The sequence below is a fragment of the Segatella buccae ATCC 33574 genome, from assembly GCF_000184945.1.
In the GTDB taxonomy this organism is placed as follows: domain Bacteria; phylum Bacteroidota; class Bacteroidia; order Bacteroidales; family Bacteroidaceae; genus Prevotella; species Prevotella buccae.
In genome coordinates this window covers 2,306,758-2,326,864 of sequence record NZ_GL586311.1, presented here as the reverse complement: position 1 = coordinate 2,326,864, position 20,107 = coordinate 2,306,758, and the positions used below count along the sequence as shown (strand labels likewise).

At 48.0% G+C, this 20,107-nt stretch carries 17 protein-coding genes; 1 reads left to right on the top strand and 16 read right to left on the bottom strand.

The annotated features are described in order from the left end of the window. Positions 1 to 213 precede the first annotated feature (213 nt). Positions 214 to 474 (top strand): hypothetical protein, encoded by a 261-nt coding sequence (locus HMPREF6485_RS09135; protein WP_004346125.1) that lies wholly within the window; start codon positions 214 to 216, stop codon positions 472 to 474. A gap of 12 nt (positions 475 to 486) precedes the next feature. Here HMPREF6485_RS09135 and HMPREF6485_RS09130 read toward each other — a convergent pair whose 3' ends face one another. The 16 genes from HMPREF6485_RS09130 to HMPREF6485_RS09055 form a co-directional block, all read right to left on the bottom strand. Then, entirely contained in the window at positions 487 to 2,178 is a 1,692-nt protein-coding gene (locus HMPREF6485_RS09130; protein WP_004346124.1) for an AAA family ATPase, read from the bottom strand. 85 nt (positions 2,179 to 2,263) lie between these two features. Next, complete coding sequence (locus tag HMPREF6485_RS09125; protein ID WP_004346123.1) at positions 2,264 to 4,765, bottom strand: transglycosylase domain-containing protein; 2,502 nt, start codon at positions 4,763 to 4,765, stop codon at positions 2,264 to 2,266. Positions 4,766 to 4,795: 30 nt separating this feature from the next. Beyond that, a complete protein-coding gene (gene miaA / locus HMPREF6485_RS09120; protein ID WP_004346122.1) occupies positions 4,796 to 5,713 on the bottom strand; it encodes a tRNA (adenosine(37)-N6)-dimethylallyltransferase MiaA in 918 nt (305 codons plus the stop codon). 47 nt (positions 5,714 to 5,760) lie between these two features. Then, complete coding sequence (lpxA, locus tag HMPREF6485_RS09115) at positions 5,761 to 6,531, bottom strand: acyl-ACP--UDP-N-acetylglucosamine O-acyltransferase (RefSeq protein WP_004346121.1); 771 nt, start codon at positions 6,529 to 6,531, stop codon at positions 5,761 to 5,763. A 9-nt stretch (positions 6,532 to 6,540) separates the two neighbouring features. Further along, positions 6,541 to 7,926, bottom strand: coding sequence for a bifunctional UDP-3-O-[3-hydroxymyristoyl] N-acetylglucosamine deacetylase/3-hydroxyacyl-ACP dehydratase (locus HMPREF6485_RS09110; protein ID WP_004341874.1), 1,386 nt, complete (start codon positions 7,924 to 7,926; stop codon positions 6,541 to 6,543). Between the two features lie 38 nt (positions 7,927 to 7,964). After that, complete coding sequence (lpxD, locus tag HMPREF6485_RS09105; protein WP_044126014.1) at positions 7,965 to 9,008, bottom strand: UDP-3-O-(3-hydroxymyristoyl)glucosamine N-acyltransferase; 1,044 nt, start codon at positions 9,006 to 9,008, stop codon at positions 7,965 to 7,967. A 47-nt stretch (positions 9,009 to 9,055) separates the two neighbouring features. Beyond that, positions 9,056 to 10,276 (bottom strand): HD domain-containing protein, encoded by a 1,221-nt coding sequence (locus HMPREF6485_RS09100; RefSeq protein ID WP_044126010.1) that lies wholly within the window; start codon positions 10,274 to 10,276, stop codon positions 9,056 to 9,058. A 73-nt stretch (positions 10,277 to 10,349) separates the two neighbouring features. Further along, positions 10,350 to 11,171 carry an orotidine-5'-phosphate decarboxylase gene (gene pyrF / locus HMPREF6485_RS09095; protein ID WP_004346116.1) on the bottom strand — a complete coding sequence of 274 codons (822 nt, stop codon included), beginning with the start codon at positions 11,169 to 11,171 and terminating at the stop codon, positions 10,350 to 10,352. A 91-nt stretch (positions 11,172 to 11,262) separates the two neighbouring features. Continuing rightward, complete coding sequence (gene prfA / locus HMPREF6485_RS09090) at positions 11,263 to 12,375, bottom strand: peptide chain release factor 1 (protein WP_004341878.1); 1,113 nt, start codon at positions 12,373 to 12,375, stop codon at positions 11,263 to 11,265. Between the two features lie 65 nt (positions 12,376 to 12,440). Beyond that, complete coding sequence (locus HMPREF6485_RS09085) at positions 12,441 to 13,610, bottom strand: AIR synthase-related protein (RefSeq protein WP_044126370.1); 1,170 nt, start codon at positions 13,608 to 13,610, stop codon at positions 12,441 to 12,443. A 32-nt stretch (positions 13,611 to 13,642) separates the two neighbouring features. Further along, a complete protein-coding gene (locus HMPREF6485_RS09080; protein ID WP_044126007.1) occupies positions 13,643 to 14,386 on the bottom strand; it encodes a shikimate dehydrogenase family protein in 744 nt (247 codons plus the stop codon). A gap of 72 nt (positions 14,387 to 14,458) precedes the next feature. After that, positions 14,459 to 15,190 (bottom strand): bifunctional demethylmenaquinone methyltransferase/2-methoxy-6-polyprenyl-1,4-benzoquinol methylase UbiE, encoded by a 732-nt coding sequence (gene ubiE / locus HMPREF6485_RS09075; protein ID WP_004346113.1) that lies wholly within the window; start codon positions 15,188 to 15,190, stop codon positions 14,459 to 14,461. Positions 15,191 to 15,206: 16 nt separating this feature from the next. Then, complete coding sequence (locus tag HMPREF6485_RS09070; RefSeq protein ID WP_004346112.1) at positions 15,207 to 16,157, bottom strand: phosphoribosylaminoimidazolesuccinocarboxamide synthase; 951 nt, start codon at positions 16,155 to 16,157, stop codon at positions 15,207 to 15,209. Beyond that, positions 16,135 to 17,130, bottom strand: coding sequence for a PhoH family protein (locus tag HMPREF6485_RS09065; protein ID WP_004341883.1), 996 nt, complete (start codon positions 17,128 to 17,130; stop codon positions 16,135 to 16,137). The genes HMPREF6485_RS09070 and HMPREF6485_RS09065 overlap by 23 nt, the downstream gene beginning before the upstream one ends. Before the next feature lie 288 nt (positions 17,131 to 17,418). Continuing rightward, entirely contained in the window at positions 17,419 to 18,621 is a 1,203-nt protein-coding gene (locus HMPREF6485_RS09060) for a C1 family peptidase (protein WP_004346110.1), read from the bottom strand. A gap of 39 nt (positions 18,622 to 18,660) precedes the next feature. Next, the gene (locus HMPREF6485_RS09055; protein WP_004341885.1) at positions 18,661 to 20,061 is read right to left on the bottom strand and encodes an aminopeptidase P family protein; all 1,401 of its coding nucleotides are present in this window, start codon (positions 20,059 to 20,061) and stop codon (positions 18,661 to 18,663) included. Positions 20,062 to 20,107: the final 46 nt, after the last annotated feature.

Genomic DNA, 20,107 nt, shown 5'->3' with positions numbered 1-20,107 from the left:
GTACTTGCACCATCCGTGCATGGGCTTTGCACAAGGCGAGCGGAGTTCTTGCACACTCCGTGCAACAGCTATGCACCATTCCCGGTATTGTCGATTTGAGAGAATCCTTTGGCTTTAGATAAAGATGGTAAGTAGATCGTAAGCTACCGACAGAAATTAAAAACAAGGAAGGATTAGACTGCCAATCGAAAGAAATGTATTATTTTTGCGCGCATGAATAAAAATGAGAAGATGTTTAAAGACTGTGTAGAAACTGCCTTTTGCTTTTTCCACCAGAAGTTGCAGGTGTATTCCGGTATGGTGAGTGACGGCCAAGCAGATGACATTGAGCAGGCCATTGCGACATACGTTAATGGGATGAATGGGGAATTGTATGGCTTGTTGGCGGCAGAAAGAAAAGGTTTTCTTTTAGAACATGCGACCTTTCAAAGTGATCTTATTGATGCTGTCAGGCAACTTGAAAACATGCTTTAAAGGATATGGTGTCTATTTTGTCAGTTTTTGAAGTCTTCGTGTGGCTACAGGATGGGTGGGATAGAGTTCAAGTGCCTTTTTATAGTTGTTGACTGCCGCCTCTCGCATGCCCTCTTTCTCGCACTCTTTGCCTAAAATGACATATTCGGTGGAAAGGGTTTTCAAAAATTCCTCCTGTTTTTTCTTCTCCTCTTTGAGTCGGTTGTTTTCTTCTTTAAGGCTGTTGATGATGCTCAGTTTTCGACGAATGAGCCTGCGGGCTGCCGGTTTTTCTATGTCGTAACGACTGTGGATGGCAAGGAAAAAGTTGTCAAGGGCTTGTTGCATGTCGCCTCGGTCGAAAGCTTGAATAGCATCCCAATATTGTTTGTCGGCTTGGGATTGTTGTAAGGCTGAATGGATGACGCCTTGATTATTATAATTGCGGGCAAACTGCTTGACTTCGTTGCGTACAAACACTTCGGAGGCACGGAGCGGTTCTTGGAGACGTATGCCTTCAAGACTGGTGCAACGGGAGAGGGCTACGTAGGTTTGTCCGCCGGCGAAAACTCCTCCCGTGAAGTCGATATTCACCTGTTTGAATGTAAGGCCTTGACTCTTGTGTACTGTAATAGCCCATGCCAGGCGAATGGGATATTGAAGATAGCGTCCTATTTCCTCTTCTTCTATTTTCTTTTCCTTGTCGTTGAAATGATAGCGCATGTTGCTCCATGCTGCGGGCTCTACCAACACATCGTCTCCTTCTTCCGTTCGAACAAATATTTTCGGTTCGTCGTCATCATCAAATCCAATGACGGTGCCAAGTGTTCCGTTGACCCAGCGGTGATCAGTGTCGTTTTTGATAAAGATGATCTGTGCGCCCGTCTTCAAGTAGAGTTCTATAGGGGTGGGCAGACTGCTTTCAGGAAAGTCGCCTTCGATGCTTCCTCTGAATAGTGTCGCTTCTCCCGGCAGCAGGTCGAGCTGCTGCTGGTTGATGTAGTCCACCGTGTCACGACGGGTGGAGAGGGTGATGGAGAGCTTGGAGTCGCCGGTATTAAGTTCGGCTCCTACGCGCTTGTTGAGTAATGCTAAGTCGGTTGTACGTATTTGGCTGGTGCGTATATGGTCAAGAATGTCGATGAAGACCGGATCGGTTTGCCGGTACACTTTTTTAAGTTCGATGCTTACCAGTTGCATTTGCTGGAAAATTTTGGCATCGAAAAAGAAATTGTCGGGATAGAAAGGTGATAGCAACTTTCGGTCTTCTTCCCTCACTACAGGTTCGAGTTGATAGATATCACCCACCAAAAGAAGTTGTTTTCCACCAAAGGGTTCCCGCATATTGCGGTTGTAGATGCGTAACACTTTGTCAATAAAGTCGATAATGTCAGCTCGCACCATACTCACTTCGTCAATGATAATGAGTTCCACTTCGCGCAGAATGTTGATTTTCTCTGTGTTGTATTTAAGCGTGTCGCGAATGTTGCGCGGAGAATAGCGACTGTCTGTAGGGAGTAGTGGATGGAACGGGAGCTTAAAAAAGCTGTGGAGGGTGGAACCGCCGACATTGATGGCTGCAATACCGGTGGGGGCAAGGATAATATTTTTCTTTTTGGTGGTGGCTGCAATATGTCTAAGGAACGTCGATTTACCCGTCCCTGCTTTTCCTGTGAGGAAAAGCGAGCGACGGGTAAATTGTATGATCTGAAGTGCATTCTGCAATTCTGGATTCTCCAGATCTATTGGTTCAATGTCTTTTGGAGTATCGATATTGTCCGGTATTCTGTTAGAAAGTGAGAGGCTGGATTTACAAGTCTTCGAGCGTTACTGTCTGCTCTGTAGGGTGAGTACGTTTCTTTTCACCTTTTTGTTCTTCCACCTTGATGCCCTGGACGCTCTCCATGAGATTGCGTGGAATAGGATTGCCGTTTGCATCAAGCTGTATCTCGTCTTCATGAGTGAGACTGTCTTCCTTTACGGTGTCGCGAACCACCGGCTTATAGTAGCTTTCACAACCATACATGTCGCTTGTGATATCCTCGTCTTTCGGTTTGTCAAACTTTCCGTGATACCCTTGAAATGCCGGGTCGGAGAATACGGACTTGATGAAATAGCCACAAATGGGGAGGGCAGTCTTGGAGCCTTGTCCAAGTGCTCCCGTTCGGAAGTGGATGCTACGGTATTCGCCTCCAACCCATGCTCCAACCACAAGCTTGGGACTCACAGCAATGAACCAAGCGTCGGAGTGATTGTTGGAGGTGCCGGTTTTTCCGCCGAAGTCAGTGTCTCTGAAGAAAGAACCGGCGTAATCGGCAGAAGAAAAACTCACAGAAGTGCCGCCGGCATCATGAGTGCCGCTCATCAACAGCTTTTGCATGAAGAAAGCACTCTTGTAGGGGATGACCTGTTCATCGGTTTTCGGCCCCACATAGACTTCGTTGCCCTCATGGTCTACGATACGCGTTACCAATACAGGATCATGGTGTTTCCCATTGTCGGCAACGACACAGTAAGCATTGACCATTTCCAACAGATTGACGTCGCTGGACCCTAATGCCAGAGACGGTTGATCGTCAAGGGGACTGTGGATGCCCATGGCTTGTGCAGTGGTAATGATACGCTTGATACCCATTTCCTGCCCGAGGCGCACGGCAATGGAGTTGACACTCTTGGCAAAAGCACTCTTGAGCGGCATGGAGTCACCGGAGAATGAGCCATTGGCATTAGAAGGTGTCCAAGTCACGTTCTCATGCTTGTTCTTATCGTATACTTGCATGGAGATATACTCATCCCGGCGTTTGTCACACGGTGTGAGCCCTTGGTTCATGGCTTCTGTATAAACAAATAGTTTGAAGGTGGAACCAGGCTGTCGCATGGCTGTCACCTTATCATATTTCCATGAATTGAAGTCAATGTCACCCACCCAGGCCTTAACGGCACCACTCTGTGGCTCCATGGCCACCATGGCACAATGCATGAAATGCACCATATAACGGATAGAGTCCATGGTCGACATTTCTTTCTCAATGGTGCCCTTTTCGTAGTCAAAGAGCTTTACCTTGTGAGGCTTATTGAGATAGTAAGTGATGGAGTCGGGCTGATTGGGGAATCGAGCCATCAAGGCCTTGTATTCCGGTTGTCGTTGGGCTATGCCTTCAATGAAACCGGGAATCACCTTACCCTTTTCGTCAATCCACGGATCATTATTACCCCAATGTGCCTTGAAGTTTTGTTGCACCTTCTTCATCTGCTTGATGGCAGCTTCTTCCGCATATTTCTGCATACGCGTGTCGATGGTAGTGTAAATTTTCAAGCCACTTGAATAGAGATCATAACCTTCCTGTTCACACCAGTCTTTCAGATAGTTGGCAACAGCTTCGCGGAAGTATTTAGCTTGTCCATCATAGTTTTCCTCCACTTTGAAATCTAGTTTGATGGGCAGTTGTGATAGAGAATCGCAGGCCGTGCGAGACAAATCACCATGCTTCATCATATTGTTGAGCACCGTATTGCGACGGGAAAGGCTGTTCTTGGGATTGCTCCGCGGATTGTAGTAGGTCGTGGCTTTCAGCATACCTACAAGGACAGCCGCTTGCTCGGTTGTCAGGTCGCGTGGTGTTGTATTAAAATAAGTTTTTGCCGCTGTCTTAATACCATACGAATTGGCTCCAAAATCAACGGTGTTGGCATACATTGTGATGATGTCTTTCTTGGAGTAAACCGTTTCGAGCTTTGTGGCAATGATCCACTCCTTGCTCTTGATAATCAATATCTTAAGACCGGGTATCTTGCCAAGAAGTCCGGTACTATATTGCGAACGTACACGGAACATGTTTTTAGCTAACTGCTGGGTGATGGTGGAAGCTCCGCGCCCGTCATGATGCAATACAGCATCTTTCATGGCACCGAAAATGCCGATAGGGTCAATACCGAAATGCTTGTAGAAACGTTCGTCTTCGGTATCTACAAGAGCATGAAAAAAAGCGGGATTGACATCTTCGTATTTTACGGGAGTGCGATTCTCATTGAAATACTTTCCAATGAGTTTGCCGTCAGCACTGTAAATTTCAGATGCTTCGCTTGTTTGAGGGTGCATGATGCCTGAGAAATAGCCTGGGGATTTACCGAACAACCATAGGAAATTGATGTCTACAGCTCCCAAATAGAGGAAGAATGCTATAAAAAGGGAGAGACAAGCGACACCTGTCTTGACATACCATGCGCGTCCATGGTATAGTCCTTTATACCAAAGCCAGGCGTTATGGGTTATCCCGGAACACCGGCTGAAGAAATTCTTTATCTTGTTCATTTCTTTAAAGTTTCTACTGATAAGACAAAATTACACATTTATTTCATTCTGCAAGCGACAGTCCAGATAATTTATGATTTCTTTAATATTGTCGGGATGAAACCATCTGATTTGTTCATCATGCTTGAACCACGTGAGTTGTTTACGCATATATCGACGCGAGTTGGACTGTATCTGCCGCACAGCTTCTTCCCGGTTGATGCTGCCGTCGAAAAAGGCGAATAGTTCTTTGTAACCAACCGTATTCAAGGCGTTCAATCCTCTAAGGGGATATAAAGCCCTCGCCTCGTCTTCCAATCCTTCTTCCATCATCTTGAGCACCCGATTGTTGATGCGTTCATAGAGTTCTTCCCTGTCTCTGTCAAGCCCTATCCTTATGATGTTGAACGGTCGCCGTTTTATTTGATTCGTACGGAAAGAGGTGTAGGTCCTCCCCGTCATGTGACAAATCTCGAGGGCATGGATAACACGGCGAGGATTCTTTTTATCCACAATCTCCCAATGTTCAGGATCAAGTCGTTTCAACTCGGCTACGAGTGTGGGTAGCCCTTCGCCTGACAAACGCTGTTTCATCAATGTGCGTGTATGTTCATCAACGGTAGGTATGTCATCAATACCCTTGCAGACAGCATCAATATACATCATACTGCCGCCGGAGAGGAGGGCTCTGTGAGAATGGGAATGGAATATTTGGGGAAGAAGTTTTAAAACATCTTCTTCATACATGGAGGCATTGTAGTAATCCTGTATATGGTGGTTGCCGACAAAGAAATGTTTTACACACCGTTGTTGTTCTTTAGATGGGGCAGCGGTGCCAATAGGAAGCTCTGCAAAAATCTGCCTGCTGTCTGCATTAATGACAGGAGTGCCGAGATGTTCAGCAAGCTGTAGGCAGAGTTCTGTTTTTCCTACACCGGTGGGACCAAGAACAATAACGAGCGTATCCATATATAGAAAGGATCTTGTCTGTCAGTTGGTATGATGCAGCAAGGGGATTAACGGATGATTCCGCGCTTGGAGTCCTTCACAAAATCAATGATATATTGAATTTCCGGAGTCATCTGTAAATTATTCTTTATTTCCTGTATACCCTCGGCCAACACGCCTTTGGAGTAGAGTAGGCGATAGGCTTCGTGGATGTGTTGGATGAGATCATTGCTGAATCCACGCCGGCGGAGTCCCACCAAATTCAAACCGGCGAAACGGATAGGTTCTTTACCGGCGATGATATATGGAGGAATGTCTTGAGAGAAACGGCTTCCGCCTTGTATCATCACGTAACCGCCGATATGGCAAAATTGATGGCAGAGCACTGTGGCACTAATGATAGCGTTGTCATCAATGGTGACTTCACCGGCCAATTTGGTAGAATTGCCTATGATAAGACCACTTCCGAGAATGCAATCGTGGGCCACATGCATATTCTCCATCAGCAGGTTATTGCTACCGACAGTAGTGGTTCCTTTGGAGGCTGTACCACGGGAGATGGTTACATTCTCCCGGATGCTGTTGTTGTTACCAAGCACACAGGTGGTCTCTTCTCCCTTGAATTTCAAGTCTTGCGGCTTGGTAGAGATGCTTGCACCGGGAAATATCTCATTGTCGTTTCCAATGCGGGCACCTGTATGGACAGTAACACTATTTTGAAGTACATTATTATCACCAAGTACTGTGTTTTTGTCAATGTAACAGAAAGGGCCTATGATGTTGTTGTCGCCGAGCTTGGCCTCCGGATGAACAAAGGCTAACGGACTGATTTGATTCATATTAGAATGTTATTTGTTTTTTACGATTTGAGCCGTGAACGATGCCTCTGACACTACCTGATCGCCGACAAACATATAGCCTTTCATGGAACTTATGCCGTGGCGAACGGGATGAAGAAGTTCTACACGGAAAAGGAGAGTGTCACCGGGAATGACTTTTTGACGGAATTTTACTTCATCAATCTTCATGAAATAGGTGCTCCACCGTTCGGGTTCTTCCAATTGATTGAGAACAAGCAACCCTCCACATTGTGCCATTGCTTCAATTTGCAGAACACCCGGCATTACCGGTTCTTCCGGAAAGTGTCCTTGGAAGAAAGGTTCATTGGCTGTCACATTTTTGATACCTACAATACTGGTCGGGCCCATGGATATGATCTTGTCAACCAGCTGCATGGGGTAACGGTGAGGAAGCAACTGACGGATGCGGATATTGTCCATCACCGGCTTCTCATTGGGATTATAGATAGGAGCCTGCACTTCATGTTTACGTATTTCTTTACGCATTAGGCGTGCAAACTTGTTGTTAATGGTGTGTCCCGGTCGTGTGGCAACAATACGTCCTTTAATGGGTTTGCCAATCAGTGCCATGTCACCAATGATGTCAAGGAGTTTGTGGCGTGTGCATTCATTTTCCCACATGAGCGGTTTGTGCTGTATGTAGCCTACTTTCGTTGCATCCATGTGAGGAACTTTGAGTACATCAGCCAAGTGGTCGAGCTGCTCTTGAGTCACCTCGCGTTCATAAATCACGATGGCATTGTCAAGATCTCCGCCTTTTATGAGGTTGGCATCAAGCAGCGGAACTATATCGCGCACGAAGACAAATGTGCGGGCTGGTGCAATTTCTGTGGGGAAAGTCTCAATATTGTCGAGCGTTGCAAACTGGCTGTTGATAAACTTCGACTGGAAAGAGCACATGGCCGTGATAGAAAACTGGTCATCGGGAAGTATCGTTATCGTAGAACCGGTCTCTTCGTCTTTCACCTCAAGTTTATGACGAATGATATAATAGTCCTTCTCGGCATTTTGTTCGACGATTCCAATTTCCTGGATTTTCTCTACATACATGGCTGCAGAGCCGTCAAGGATAGGAAATTCGGGACCATTGACCTGAATCAGGCAGTTGTCGATGCCCAGTGCATAAAGTGCGGCCATGCCATGTTCGACAGTAGATACTCTGGCTTCACCATTTGCGAGAACCGTGCCCCGCTGTGTATCAACGACCTTTTCAGCGATAGCATCGATAATTGGCTGATCTTCAAGGTCGATACGCTGTATCTTGTAGCCGGTGTTCTCGGGAGCAGGATTGAAAGTGACGGTGAGACTTAATCCTGTATGTAGGCCTTTTCCGTAGAGTGAAAAACTGCCTTTAAGTGTCCTCTGCTTAGACATATCTATAATCAAATTCGTTATTTATATGTTGATCGAAATTATCTTTGCTGCTTCTTGAGTTTTTCCACTGCCTTTTGCAAGTCGTCCAACTGTTTGTACATATCGGGTAAGCGGCGGAAGATAGCTTGAGATTTGAAATAGGGCTTGGGTTCCATCGGGGGAGTTCCGATAAGTGTCTGGTTGTCCTTGATGCTCCCCGGGACACCACTTTGCGCACCTAAAAATACCTTGTTCCCGATTTGGATATGCCCTGCAATGCCCACTTGCCCGCCGAACATACACCATTGTCCAACTTTGGTACTTCCCGCTATGCCTACTTGGGCAGACATCACTGTATTTTCACCCACTTCGACATTGTGTGCCACCTGCACCAAATTGTCGAGCTTCACACCTTTACGAATGATGGTACTGCCCATTGTGGAGCGGTCGATACAGGTGTTGGCTCCAATTTCCACATCGTCTTCTATATTGACAATACCGATCTGTGGAATCTTGTCGTAGCCGTTTCCATCACTCGAAGGTGCAAATCCGAAACCGTCTGCCCCAATGACTGCACCAGCGTGGACAATGATCTTGTTCCCCAATTTACAGCCATGATAGATGGTCACATTGGGGTAAATAATACACTGTGTACCGATTTCAACGCCATCGCCGATATAGGCGTGGGGATAAATTTGGCTTCCGTCACCCACAACGGCCCCATCGCCAATGAAGGCAAATGCTCCGATATAGACATCTTTTCCAACTTTGGCCTTAGGAGAAATAAATGCAAGGGAATCAATACCGATTTTTTTTGTTTTGGAAGCTTCATACATCTGTAAAAGGCGAGCCACGCAATCGCGGGCATCTTTCACACGGATAAGCGTGGCCTTTACAGGCTTGTCAATTTCCACATCTTCGCTGACGAGGACGATAGATGCAGCTGTTTCATAAATAAAATGGGTATATTTGGGGTTGGCGAGAAACGAAATGGCACCGGGAGCTCCTTCCTCGATTTTAGTGAAAGTACTCACGGTGGCGTTTTCGTCGCCTTCAATTCGGCCTTCTACAAAGGCAGCGATTTGCTTAGCGGTAAATTCCATTTTTATCAATCAGCTTGAATTATTTTTGCAAATATAACAAAAAATATTCAGAAACGCTGATGACAGAGATAATATTTGCGAATTTTTTTAGAAGGAATGGCTATATTAAGGAGGTCAGATGCGTCAGCTATATCTTTCATCGAACCATCTTTGTAAACTATTGTGATGCGGTCTTCATCAGCCTCATACATGTCTTTGGCGATGGTATTGTAACTCATGAGGTATTCCACTTCGTCTTCTGAAACATGTAAATTGTCTATCAGCCCTTGACGGATATGGTCGAGGTATTCTGCCTCAAATGGTGTCTCTTGCACTTCCATTTTGAAAAGTCGCCTGTTAACGAAATCGGAGGCTAGCAATGCCAAAATTCTGTCTTCATGGTGCATCCATACTTTGGCACTGCTCCAGATATCATTGTCATCAAGCAATTCATACATGTCAAGCGACTTCTCATGCTCATGAAAGAATGTGGCATCGACATTGTTGTAGAGGAAATATGCGAGTTGGGGTGAAGCGAAGACTTCTTGTCCTTCGGCTGCCAAGTGTTTGGCGCGTTTAAGCAGGTTGACTAGAATCTTTTCATAACCTACGGCCGTCTTGTGAAGATACACTTGCCAATACATCAATCGTCGCGAGGTGAGATAATTCTCCACGGAATAGATACCTTTTGACTCCACCACCAATTGATCTTCCACGACATCAAGCATTTTGATAATGCGGGCTGAGCCGATATTCCCTTCCGTCACGCCAGTGAAGAAACTGTCTCGTCGGAGATAGTCAAGCCTGTCCATGTCAAGTTGTGAACTGATGAGCTGATGGAGAAAGCGTTTGGGATATTCGTCCTTGAATATTTTTAGAGCCAGATTGAGTGCACCGTTCATCTCCCGATTGATTTTTTCCATCATCATGAGCGATATTTCTTCATGCGAGATGTCGTGAATCAATGTGCCTTCAAGCACATGTGAGAATGGTGCGTGCCCTATGTCGTGCATGAGGATGGCCGCTTCGACGGCCTCCGCTTCACTGTCGAAGATGAAATGCCCTTTTTGTTGCAGGGAGAGTACGGCCTCGCTCATCAGATGGTAGGCTCCGATGGAATGTTGAAAGCGGGTGTGCTGGGCACCCGGGTAAACGACCGAAGCGAGCCCGTTCTGCTTGATACGGGTCAACCGTTGCATAAGCGGATGCTTCACGATGTCAAGAAGGATGCCTTTGGGGATTTTGATGAATCCGAATACAGGATCATTGATGATTTTGCTGTCATTCATTTGGGAAAACCGTATGTAAAATCCCCCTATACTGTTCCTGCGTAAGAGCATATAGAGGGATTATGATGGGGCGTTATAGATTATTCAGTTCTTCTTCCATTTGCAACTGCATTTCTTTAGCTTTTCGGGCCGCTGTGGAAGCGAAGTCCCTGCCATTGTCTGCATAGATGATGCCTCGGGAGGAGTTGACAAGTAGTCCGCAGTCTTTGATGATTCCGTATTTGCACACTTCTTGAAGGCTTCCGCCTTGGGCTCCGACACCCGGAACAAGAAGGAAATGTTCGGGAGCGTATCGGCGAATGTCCTTAAACATCTCACCTTGAGTGGCTCCCACAACATACATCATGTTTTCGCTATTGCCCCACTCACGGCTTTTCTTCAGCACTTTTTCAAAGAGTCGCTCCCCTTGAGCATCTTTTATGAGCTGAAAGTCGTGCGCCCCTTTATTGCTTGTCAGTGCCAGCAAGATGACCCACTTGCCTTCATACTCAAGGAAAGGCTTCACACTGTCTTCACCCATATACGGAGCCACGGTGAGAGAATCCAAGTCATACTCTTCAAAGAAGGTACGGGCATACATTTTGGAGGTATTGCCTATGTCTCCACGTTTCGCATCTGCTATGATGAAATGGTGGGGATAGTGCTTTTTAAGATAGACTATTGTGCGCTCAAAGGCAACCATACCCTTCAGTCCATAGCATTCGTAGAAAGCAAGATTGGGTTTGTAGGCCACGCAATAGGGAGCTGTAGTATCAATGATAGCTTTGTTGAATGCAAACAAAGGGTCTTCTTCCGAGAGTAGGTGCTCGGGGATTTTCTTTAAATCCGTGTCAAGACCTACGCACAAAAAACTTTTTTTTGTGAAAATCTGTTCTATGAGTTCTTTTCTTGTCATGGGATGGGAATGGATTTTGTGGATTGAATGTGTCCGGCCTATTGCCCCTCTTGCCCGGCTAAAAGGTGGAGATGGGGAGAGGGCGGTGAGACTAAAGTTCGTTCTCTTTCAGTTTCTCGGCATTCTCGGCCACAGTGAGGGCATCTATCATGTCTTGGATGTCACCACCCATAAAACCTTGCAGGTCGTGTGTGGTGTAGCCGATGCGATGATCCGTCACGCGGCCTTGCGGGAAGTTGTAGGTGCGGATTTTTGCCGAACGGTCGCCGGTGGAAACCAAGCTCTTTCGCCGACTGGCTATGTCGTCTATGTATTTCTGATGTTCGCGATCGTGGATGAATGTGTAAAGACGGCTCAAAGCCCGTTCTTTATTCTTGGGTTGGTCGCGTGTTTCGGTGCATTCGATGAGTATTTCCTCCACTTCTCCGGTATTCGGATTCTTCCAGGGATAGCGCAGGCGCACGCCTGATTCCACCTTGTTGACATTCTGTCCGCCGGCACCGCTTGAACGGAACGTGTCCCACTTGATGTCGCCTTCGTTGATATTCACCTCAAATTTGTCTGCTTCGGGGAGCACAGCCACCGTCGCAGCACTGGTGTGCATACGGCCTTGAGTTTCTGTAGCGGGTACACGCTGCACGCGATGCACGCCTGATTCGTATTTCAGAGTACCGTAGACATCGACTCCGCTCACTGCAAAATCTATTTCCTTATATCCCCCTACGGCTCCTTCAGAAACACTTGTCACACTGAGGTTCCATCCTTTGGAGTCACAGTATTTTTTGTACATGTTGAAAAGGTCGCCGGCAAAGAGGGCCGCCTCATCGCCTCCGGCTCCCGCCCTGATTTCCATCTGCACGTTTTTGGCATCTTCCGGGTCTTTGGGCACTAATGCGATTTTGATTTCCTCTTCCAGCTTGGGTTGCAAGTCTTCATTCGTGGCCAGTTCCTCGCGCGCCATCTCCTTCATGTCTGCATCGCTCTCGTTGGCCAGAATGTCTTTAGATTCCTTGATGGCATTCAGGCAGGCTATGTAGCGTTTACGCACATCCATGATGTCTCCCAAGTCTTTATATTCCTTGGTGAGTTTGACATAGCGTTGCTGGTCGGCTATCACATCCGGGTCGGTGATTAAGGTCGATACCTCTTCAAATCGGCTCTCAAGACCGTCTAATTTTTCTAAAATGTTATTGTTATCCGGCATATAGTTTAAATATGTGTTGATATGTATATAGAGAAATGGAGAACGGGAGTCCCGTCTTCCTCTTCCTATCCTTCATAGTTGAAAGTTCCAAACTCGCTTTCGATGGTGAGACTTCGTTTTCCATCCTCAATATGCCCCACCACTTGGGCATCGATATTGAACTCCTTGCTGATGGCAATGATTCGTTCGGCTATTTCTGGGCGCACATAAATCTCCATGCGGTGGCCCATGTTGAACACTTGGTACATTTCTTTCCAGTCGGTTGCAGAGCAATCGTGAATAGCCTTGAACAGCGGTGGAACGGGGAACATGTTATCTTTCACCACCTTACAGTTGTCGTTCACGAAGTGGAGCACCTTTGTTTGTGCGCCTCCGGTGCAATGCACCATGCCGTGTATTTCCGGGCGAAGCTCGTCAAGCATTTTTTTGATGACGGGGGCGTAGGTGCGGGTAGGGGAGAGCACCAGTTTGCCGGCAACAACGGGGGCACCGTCCACACTGTCCGTCAACCGGTATTGTCCGCTATACACAAGGTCGTCTGGTACGTCGTGGTCGTAACTTTCCGGATATTTTTCTGCCAGATATTTGGCGAACATATCGTGCCGAGCACTTGTCAGTCCGTTGCTTCCCATGCCCCCGTTATATTGTCTCTCGTATGTAGCCTGCCCGGTGGACGAGAGTCCGACGATAACATCGCCCGGCCGTATGTTGGCATTGTCTATCACATCCGAACGCTTCATGCGGCACGTCACGGTGGAGTCTACGATGATTGTCCGCACAAGGTCGCCCACATCGGCAGTCTCTCCCCCCGTGGGATAGATGCCGATGCCCATGCCACGCAGTTCTGCCAGCAGTTCGTCCGTGCCGTTGATGATGGCTGAAATCACCTCACCCGGTATCAGCATCTTATTACGCCCGATGGTGGATGACACCAAAATGTTGTCTACCGCCCCTACACAGAGCAAATCATCGGTATTCATCACAATGGCATCCTGCGCGATTCCTTTCCACACGTCCATGTCACCGGTTTCTTTCCAATACATATAGGCCAGGCTCGACTTGGTGCCTGCACCGTCGGCGTGCATGATATTGCAATAGTCGGGGTCGCCTCCCAGCACATCGGGGATAATTTTGCAGAAAGCCCGTGGGAATATTCCTTTGTCGATATTCTTAATGGCATTGTGTACATCTTCCTTGGCAGCACTCACGCCACGCATCATATAACGGTTGTTCACTTCTTTATTTCGATTAAGTATGTTTTTAAAGATTATTTGCCATTCCAAAAGTCCCAACTTGCAAAAGCCTGCAAGAGCAACATCTCAAGACCGTTTTTTGTTGTGGCCCCATATTCCTTTCCCCGTTTCATGAAAAGGGTTTCGTCGGGATTGTAGATAAGATCGTAGAGGAGCGTATGGGTGTCCATTGCCTCGTATGGCAGTTCCGGACATTCGTCTACATGGGGGTACATGCCGCAAGGGGTGCAATTCACAATGACATTGTATTCCCTGACTACTTCCGGTGTAATGTCGGCATATTGGATTGTTCCCTGACGCTCAAAGCGACTCACAAACAAGGTCTCCAGCCCCAGGCTTTTGAGTCCGTAGTCGATGGCCTTGGAGGCTCCTCCCGTTCCCAAGATAAGTGCCTTCTTATGGCATCGCTCCAATAGCGGTTCTATGCTTTTGGTGAAACCAATGACATCGCTATTGAAGCCTTTGAGCTCCACTTTCTTGCCTTTATGAGTCACTTTAATGACATTGACGGCACCGATGGCACGGGCTTCAGGACTGATGGCATCAAGATAGCTCATCACCTTTTGCTTATAGGGAATGGTCACATTGAGCCCTTTCAGCGTGGGGTTGGAGTCGAGTATCTCTGTCAGATTCTCGATGGCAGGAATCTCGAAGTTGATGTATCGGGCATCAATACCTTCGTTCTCAAACTTCTCGTTGAAATAATTCTTCGAGAAGGAGTGCCCTAACGGGAAACCTATCAGTCCGAATTTGTCCATAATCGTTTTTGTTAATGATAAAATCTTTAAATCTTCTGTGACATTCACCTTACTTTATATATGCCCATTCTCTTATTTGGTGGCCAGATACATGGTACATATACCGAATGTGAGCCGCTCGAAACGGGCTTCAGAAAAGCCGGCTTTCTTGAAAATTCCAACCATCTGCTCACCTTGTGGAAAAGCTTCTATGGTGGCTGTGAGGTAGTGGTAGGCACTGTCGTCGCGTGAGACGAGGCGACCGTAAATGGGCAACACCGTGTGAGAATAGACCTTGAAAAGCTGTTTCATGGGAAAAGTGACAGGAGACGTGAGCTCGACGATACTCAAATGTCCGTCCGGTTTGAGCACTCTGAATATTTCTTTCAGCCCGCGGTCCAGATCGGGAAAGTTCCTGATACCGAAAGCCGCGGTCACCGCATCAAAAGAGTTCTCGGGATAGGAGAGCTGCAGGCAGTCTTCTTTCTCAAATGAGATGATTTGTTCGAGCCTCGCCCGTTTCACTTTCTGCCGGCCTATATCCATCATTCCCTCTGAGATGTCGGCTCCGATGAGCTTTTCTGGAGTCAGCATCCGAGCTGCGAGAATGGCAAAATCACCTGTCCCCGTAGCGATGTCGAGTATATGCCGGGGGCTGAAAGGTTGCAGTTGGGCGATAGCCTTTTTCCTCCATCCTTTGTCTATATCCCATGACAGACGATGGTTCAAGGTGTCGTAGGTGGGGGCGATGTTGTTGAACATCTCCTCCACCTGCTTTCCTTTCTCGCCTGAGTTGTAAGGCTTTATACTTTCCTGTTCGTACACGTTTCCGTTAGTGAGATTATTTTCTTGCGGCGAGATACTCGCTCACGTTCTTCTCTATGCGTGTGGCGATGTCTCCCTGCTCGGTTGCCTTGTCAAATTTCTCGCCGGTGATGTGTTCATAGAGCTCTATGTAGCGGTCGCTCACGTTCTCGGCGTAGTCGTCGGTGATTTCGGGCATCTGCTGTCCGGGCTCGTTCATGAAGTTATGTTCGATGAGCCACTGGCGCACAAATTCTTTGGAAAGTTGCTTTTGTGGTTCGCCTTTCTCGAATTTCTCTTCATAGCCATCGGCATAGAAATATCGGCTGGAGTCAGGCGTGTGGATTTCATCGATGAGATACACTTTGCCGTCTCGCTTGCCAAACTCATATTTGGTATCCACAAGGATAAGTCCCTGCTTGGCAGCGATTTCCTGCCCGCGCTTAAAGAGTTTGCGTGTGTAGTCTTCCATCACGGCATAGTCTTCGGCCGAGACGATGCCCTGAGCAATGATTTCCTCTTTCGAGATGTTGAGGTCGTGGCCCTCGTCGGCCTTGGTTGTCGGTGTTACGATAGGTTCCGGAAAGCGTTCGTTCTCCCTCATTCCCTCCGGCAGTTTCACACCACAAATCTCGCGGCAGCCGTTTTTGTACTCCCGCCATGCCGAACCTGTGAGGATGCCGCGAATGATCATTTCCACGCGAAAGCCTTCGCATTTCAGTCCTACTGTGACCATCGGGTCGGGTGTGGCCAATTTCCAGTTGGGGCAGATGTCGGTCGTGGCATCGAGAAACTTGGCTGCAATTTGGTTCAAGACTTGTCCCTTAAACGGGATACCTTTGGGCAGAATGACATCGAAAGCGGAGATTCTGTCGGTAGCGACCATCACCAGCAGGTCGTCATTGATGTCGTAAACGTCACGCACTTTGCCGTGATAAACACTCTTCTGTCCATCGAAATGGAAATCAGTCTTTGTTAATGCTTTCATTTTTAGTATTTTGTTTGAAACTCTTCTCTTCGGCTTTTTCCCGGTCGTAGGCATCGTATGCGTTTACGATGCGCGTCACGAGCTTATGTCTCACAATGTCTTTGTCGCCCAGATGCACGACACCGATGCCCTCCAATCCCTGTAAAATGCCCAGTGCCTCACGGAGTCCGCTCCGCTGTTCTCGTGGCAGGTCTATCTGGGTCATGTCGCCCGTGATAATCATTTTGGTATTCCAGCCCATTCGGGTCAGGAACATGCGGATTTGCTGTGGGGTGGTGTTCTGCGCCTCATCAAGTATCACCACAGCATCACTCAGCGTACGGCCTCGCATGAATGCCAGCGGAGCAATCTGTATGATGTGTTTCTCCATCATGTCTTGCAGTTTTACGGCGGGTAGCATATCCTCCAGCGCGTCGTAGAGCGGTTGCAGATAAGGGTCTATTTTATCCTTCATGTCGCCCGGGAGGAAGCCCAGTTTCTCGCCTGCCTCCACAGCCGGCCGCGAGAGGATGATCTTCTTGGCCGTCTTCTCCTTCAGGGCTTTCACGGCCAAAGCGATGCTCAGATAGGTCTTACCCGTTCCGGCAGGGCCTACGGCAAACACCATGTCGTTGTGTTCGTAAGCCTCAATGAGTCGCTGTTGGTTCACCGTGCGGCTCTTGATGGGACGGCCCGAAATGCTGTACACAAGTACTCCCTTCACAGCATCGGCCTTTGTCTGTCTCCCTTTTACAATGTCGAGGATGTCTTCGTCGCTGATGGTGTTGTATTTCAGCACATGCTTCCGCATGGTTTCGATGTCTTCTTCCACTTTTGCCATTTCCTCTTCGTCACCAAGCAGTCTGATGACATTGTCGCGGGCCACGATACGCAGTTTGGGAAACAGCGACTTCAACATCTGCAAATGTGCATTGTTAATCCCGTAGAACATCACGGGATCTATATCTTCAAGAACAATATGCTTCTCTATCAATGGATTAAGAGCTGGTTTCGTTTTTATTATCAATAATGTTGCAAAGTTACAAAGTTTTATCGAAACCACCAACAAATATCGAAAGAGAAATATTCGAAGTGTCTGCCCAACTGTCAAGTGATGGTGCATGACTGGTGCACCATCCGCGCATGGTTGTTGCACGCTTTGTGCAAAGCCTCTGCACGACCGGTGCAGACATCCCGCACCAGAGCCGGAAGAACATAAAAAAGAGCATCTGCCAACCTGGGCGGATGCTCTTGATGCTGTTTCTGTATTTTGATGCTGTGTTTAGATACCCAACTTCTTGCGGATGTCTTTGGGCACAGCGTTCTTGTTCACCATAAAGTCCATGGTCTTATAGGTAACGAAAGTCTTGGTCAGGTACCAAGTGCCGGAGTAGTCACCATACTTGCCCCATGAGTTTTTCACCATGTAGTATTCTTTGCCATTCTGGTCTTTGGCTATACCGTAGATGTGCATACCGTGGTCATCGGTAGTTTCCCAGTTGTCAAAAGCGTCTTGGCGCATTTGTTGTGTGGGCACGATTTCGGGAGCGTTAACACCCAGAGAATCAAACTTCTCGCTCTTCTCGGTCTTGGAGAGCTTGAACCAACGGTCGGCATCGGTGCCTGCCATGGAGCGCACTTTCTTCACGTCGTAGGCTATGCCGAGGCCTTTGCGAGTGAAACCGTCTTCAGTGACATCGCCGCCCCAAGCCACGGTGTAGCCGTTGGCGAGTGCATTGTCTATGATTTTGGTGAGGTCGTCCATCGGGACATTCCAACTCATGGGCCAACGCCAGTTGTCCTGCACCTCAACGGCAAACTCCGTCCAGAAGGGATGGTGTGTATAGCTGGTGAAAGTCACATAGTCGTCCCAGTTCAGTCCCAGACTTGCTGCAAAGGTTTTCGGGGTGTAGTTCTTGCCTTCGTAAGTGAAGTTGGCCGGTGCCTTGCCCAAGTAGGCATCGAGAATGCCCTGCAGTCCGTTCTTCCATGCCGGAGAAAGTTTCTTGGCATCGCTCTTGGCCACGGCCTCCACGTAGGGTGTCAAGGCCTTGAAAAATTCGCTGAAGTTGGCCAACGAGTCACCTGTCATGGTGCCGGGAGCCGGCATGGCAGATTCGGGCACGCTGCCATAGTTCTTGAGGCAGTAGAGCACATCGTAGGCACTGCCACCTTGCGAGAAGCTCACGTCACCGTGCATTCTCACGGCCATGACGGCACGATCAAGGTAAGTCTTGTTGGCAACGAACATTTCCGAGAGGTCGTATGTCTTGCCACTCTTCTTGAGTATTTCACTCTCAAAGAAGCTCAAGGTGGAATAAGCCCAGCAAGTGCCCGACTTGTTCTGATCCTTTATGCTTGTGATGGGGAGTTCTTTGACTACAGTGAATACTGGTTTGTTCTTGTTCACCGAATCCTTTTCTGTCTTTGCGTCAGCTCCCGAAGCAACCACTGCGAGGAGCGCCAATGCTAATAACTTTTTCATCTATAAGTTTTAATGTTGAAAATAATAATCGTTTTTTGGTTAATTGTGTTGCATGAACTCTTCTACGTCTTTTGCATGGTAGGGTATACGGTCCTTGCCGAGGAATCGGCAACCGTCTTTTGTGATGAGCACATCATCCTCTATGCGTATGCCTCCGAAATCTTTATAGGTCTCGAGTTTGTCGAAATTAAGGAATTCCGCGCAATGTCCGTTGGCCTTCCATTCGTCAATGAGAGCTGGAATGAAGTAAATGCCCGGCTCGTCGGTCACTACAAAACCTTCTTCGAGGCGGCGACCCATGCGCAGGCAGTTGGTGCCAAACTGCTCAAGATTGGGGCGCGTCTCCTCGTCGAAGCCTACGTTGATTTGGTCGAGAGCCTCCATGTCGTGCACATCCATGCCCATCATGTGTCCCAAACCGTGGGGGAGGAACATGGCGTGGGCACCGGCCCTCACGGCCTCTTCGGCGTCTCCCTTCATCAGTCCGAGCTCCTTGAGGCGGTCGGTCATCAGGCGACATACGGCAAAATGCACGTCCATCCATTTCACACCGGGCTTGGCCACTTCGAGGGCATAGTCGTGACAGGCTTCCACTATGGAGTAGATTTCCAGTTGTCGTTGGGTGAACTTACCACTCACGGGCATGGTGCGGGTGTTGTCGGAACAATAGTTGTTGACCGTCTCCGCACCGGCATCGCAGAGGACGAGGCGGCCTGCCTCCAAAGGAGCGGGCGAAGGACTGCCATGCAAGATTTCACCATGCTGTGTGAAGATGGTGGGGAAACTGACCATGGAGCCGTAGGAATGGGCCGTACCATCTACTTGGCCGGCAATGAACTTCTCGGTCACGCCCGGTTTGGTGAGTCTCATGGCTGTGGTGTGCATTTTGTATCCAATAACGGCAGCGCGTTCCAATTCTTCCACTTCCTCGGCAGTCTTGGTCGAACGCATTTTCACAACGGCCCTGATGAGTTCCATTGAGGTTTCCTGCTTTTGCTGGTTGGGGTGGATTCCCAACAGGTCGAACAGTTGAAGCTTGATGTCGTAGCGGTAGGGAGGGAGGAAATGAATCTTCCTTCTCTTTGCCAGAGCTTCGGCACAGATGCCTTGCAAGGCCTTCATGGGGGCGGAATTGGACACACCCACCTGCTCGGCCATCATCTTTACGCTCTCCACACTGCCATACCACACAATGTCTTCAATGTCGATATCGTCACCGATGAGCGTCTCTGTATCGTTGTCCACATCAATGACCCCTACGAGTCCGTCTCTCTGCTGCCCGAAATAGTAGAGAAAACTCGAGTCTTGGCGGAACGGATAATAGCCGTTGGCAGGGAAATTGCATGGCGACTCATTATTACCGAAAATAAGTATAATGCCGCTGTTAACAAGTTGTTTAAGTTGTTGGCGGCGCGCTATATAAGTTTCCGTTTTAAACATAATTAGTGAATTTAATCCAGAATCGATTGCAAAGTTACACTTTTTT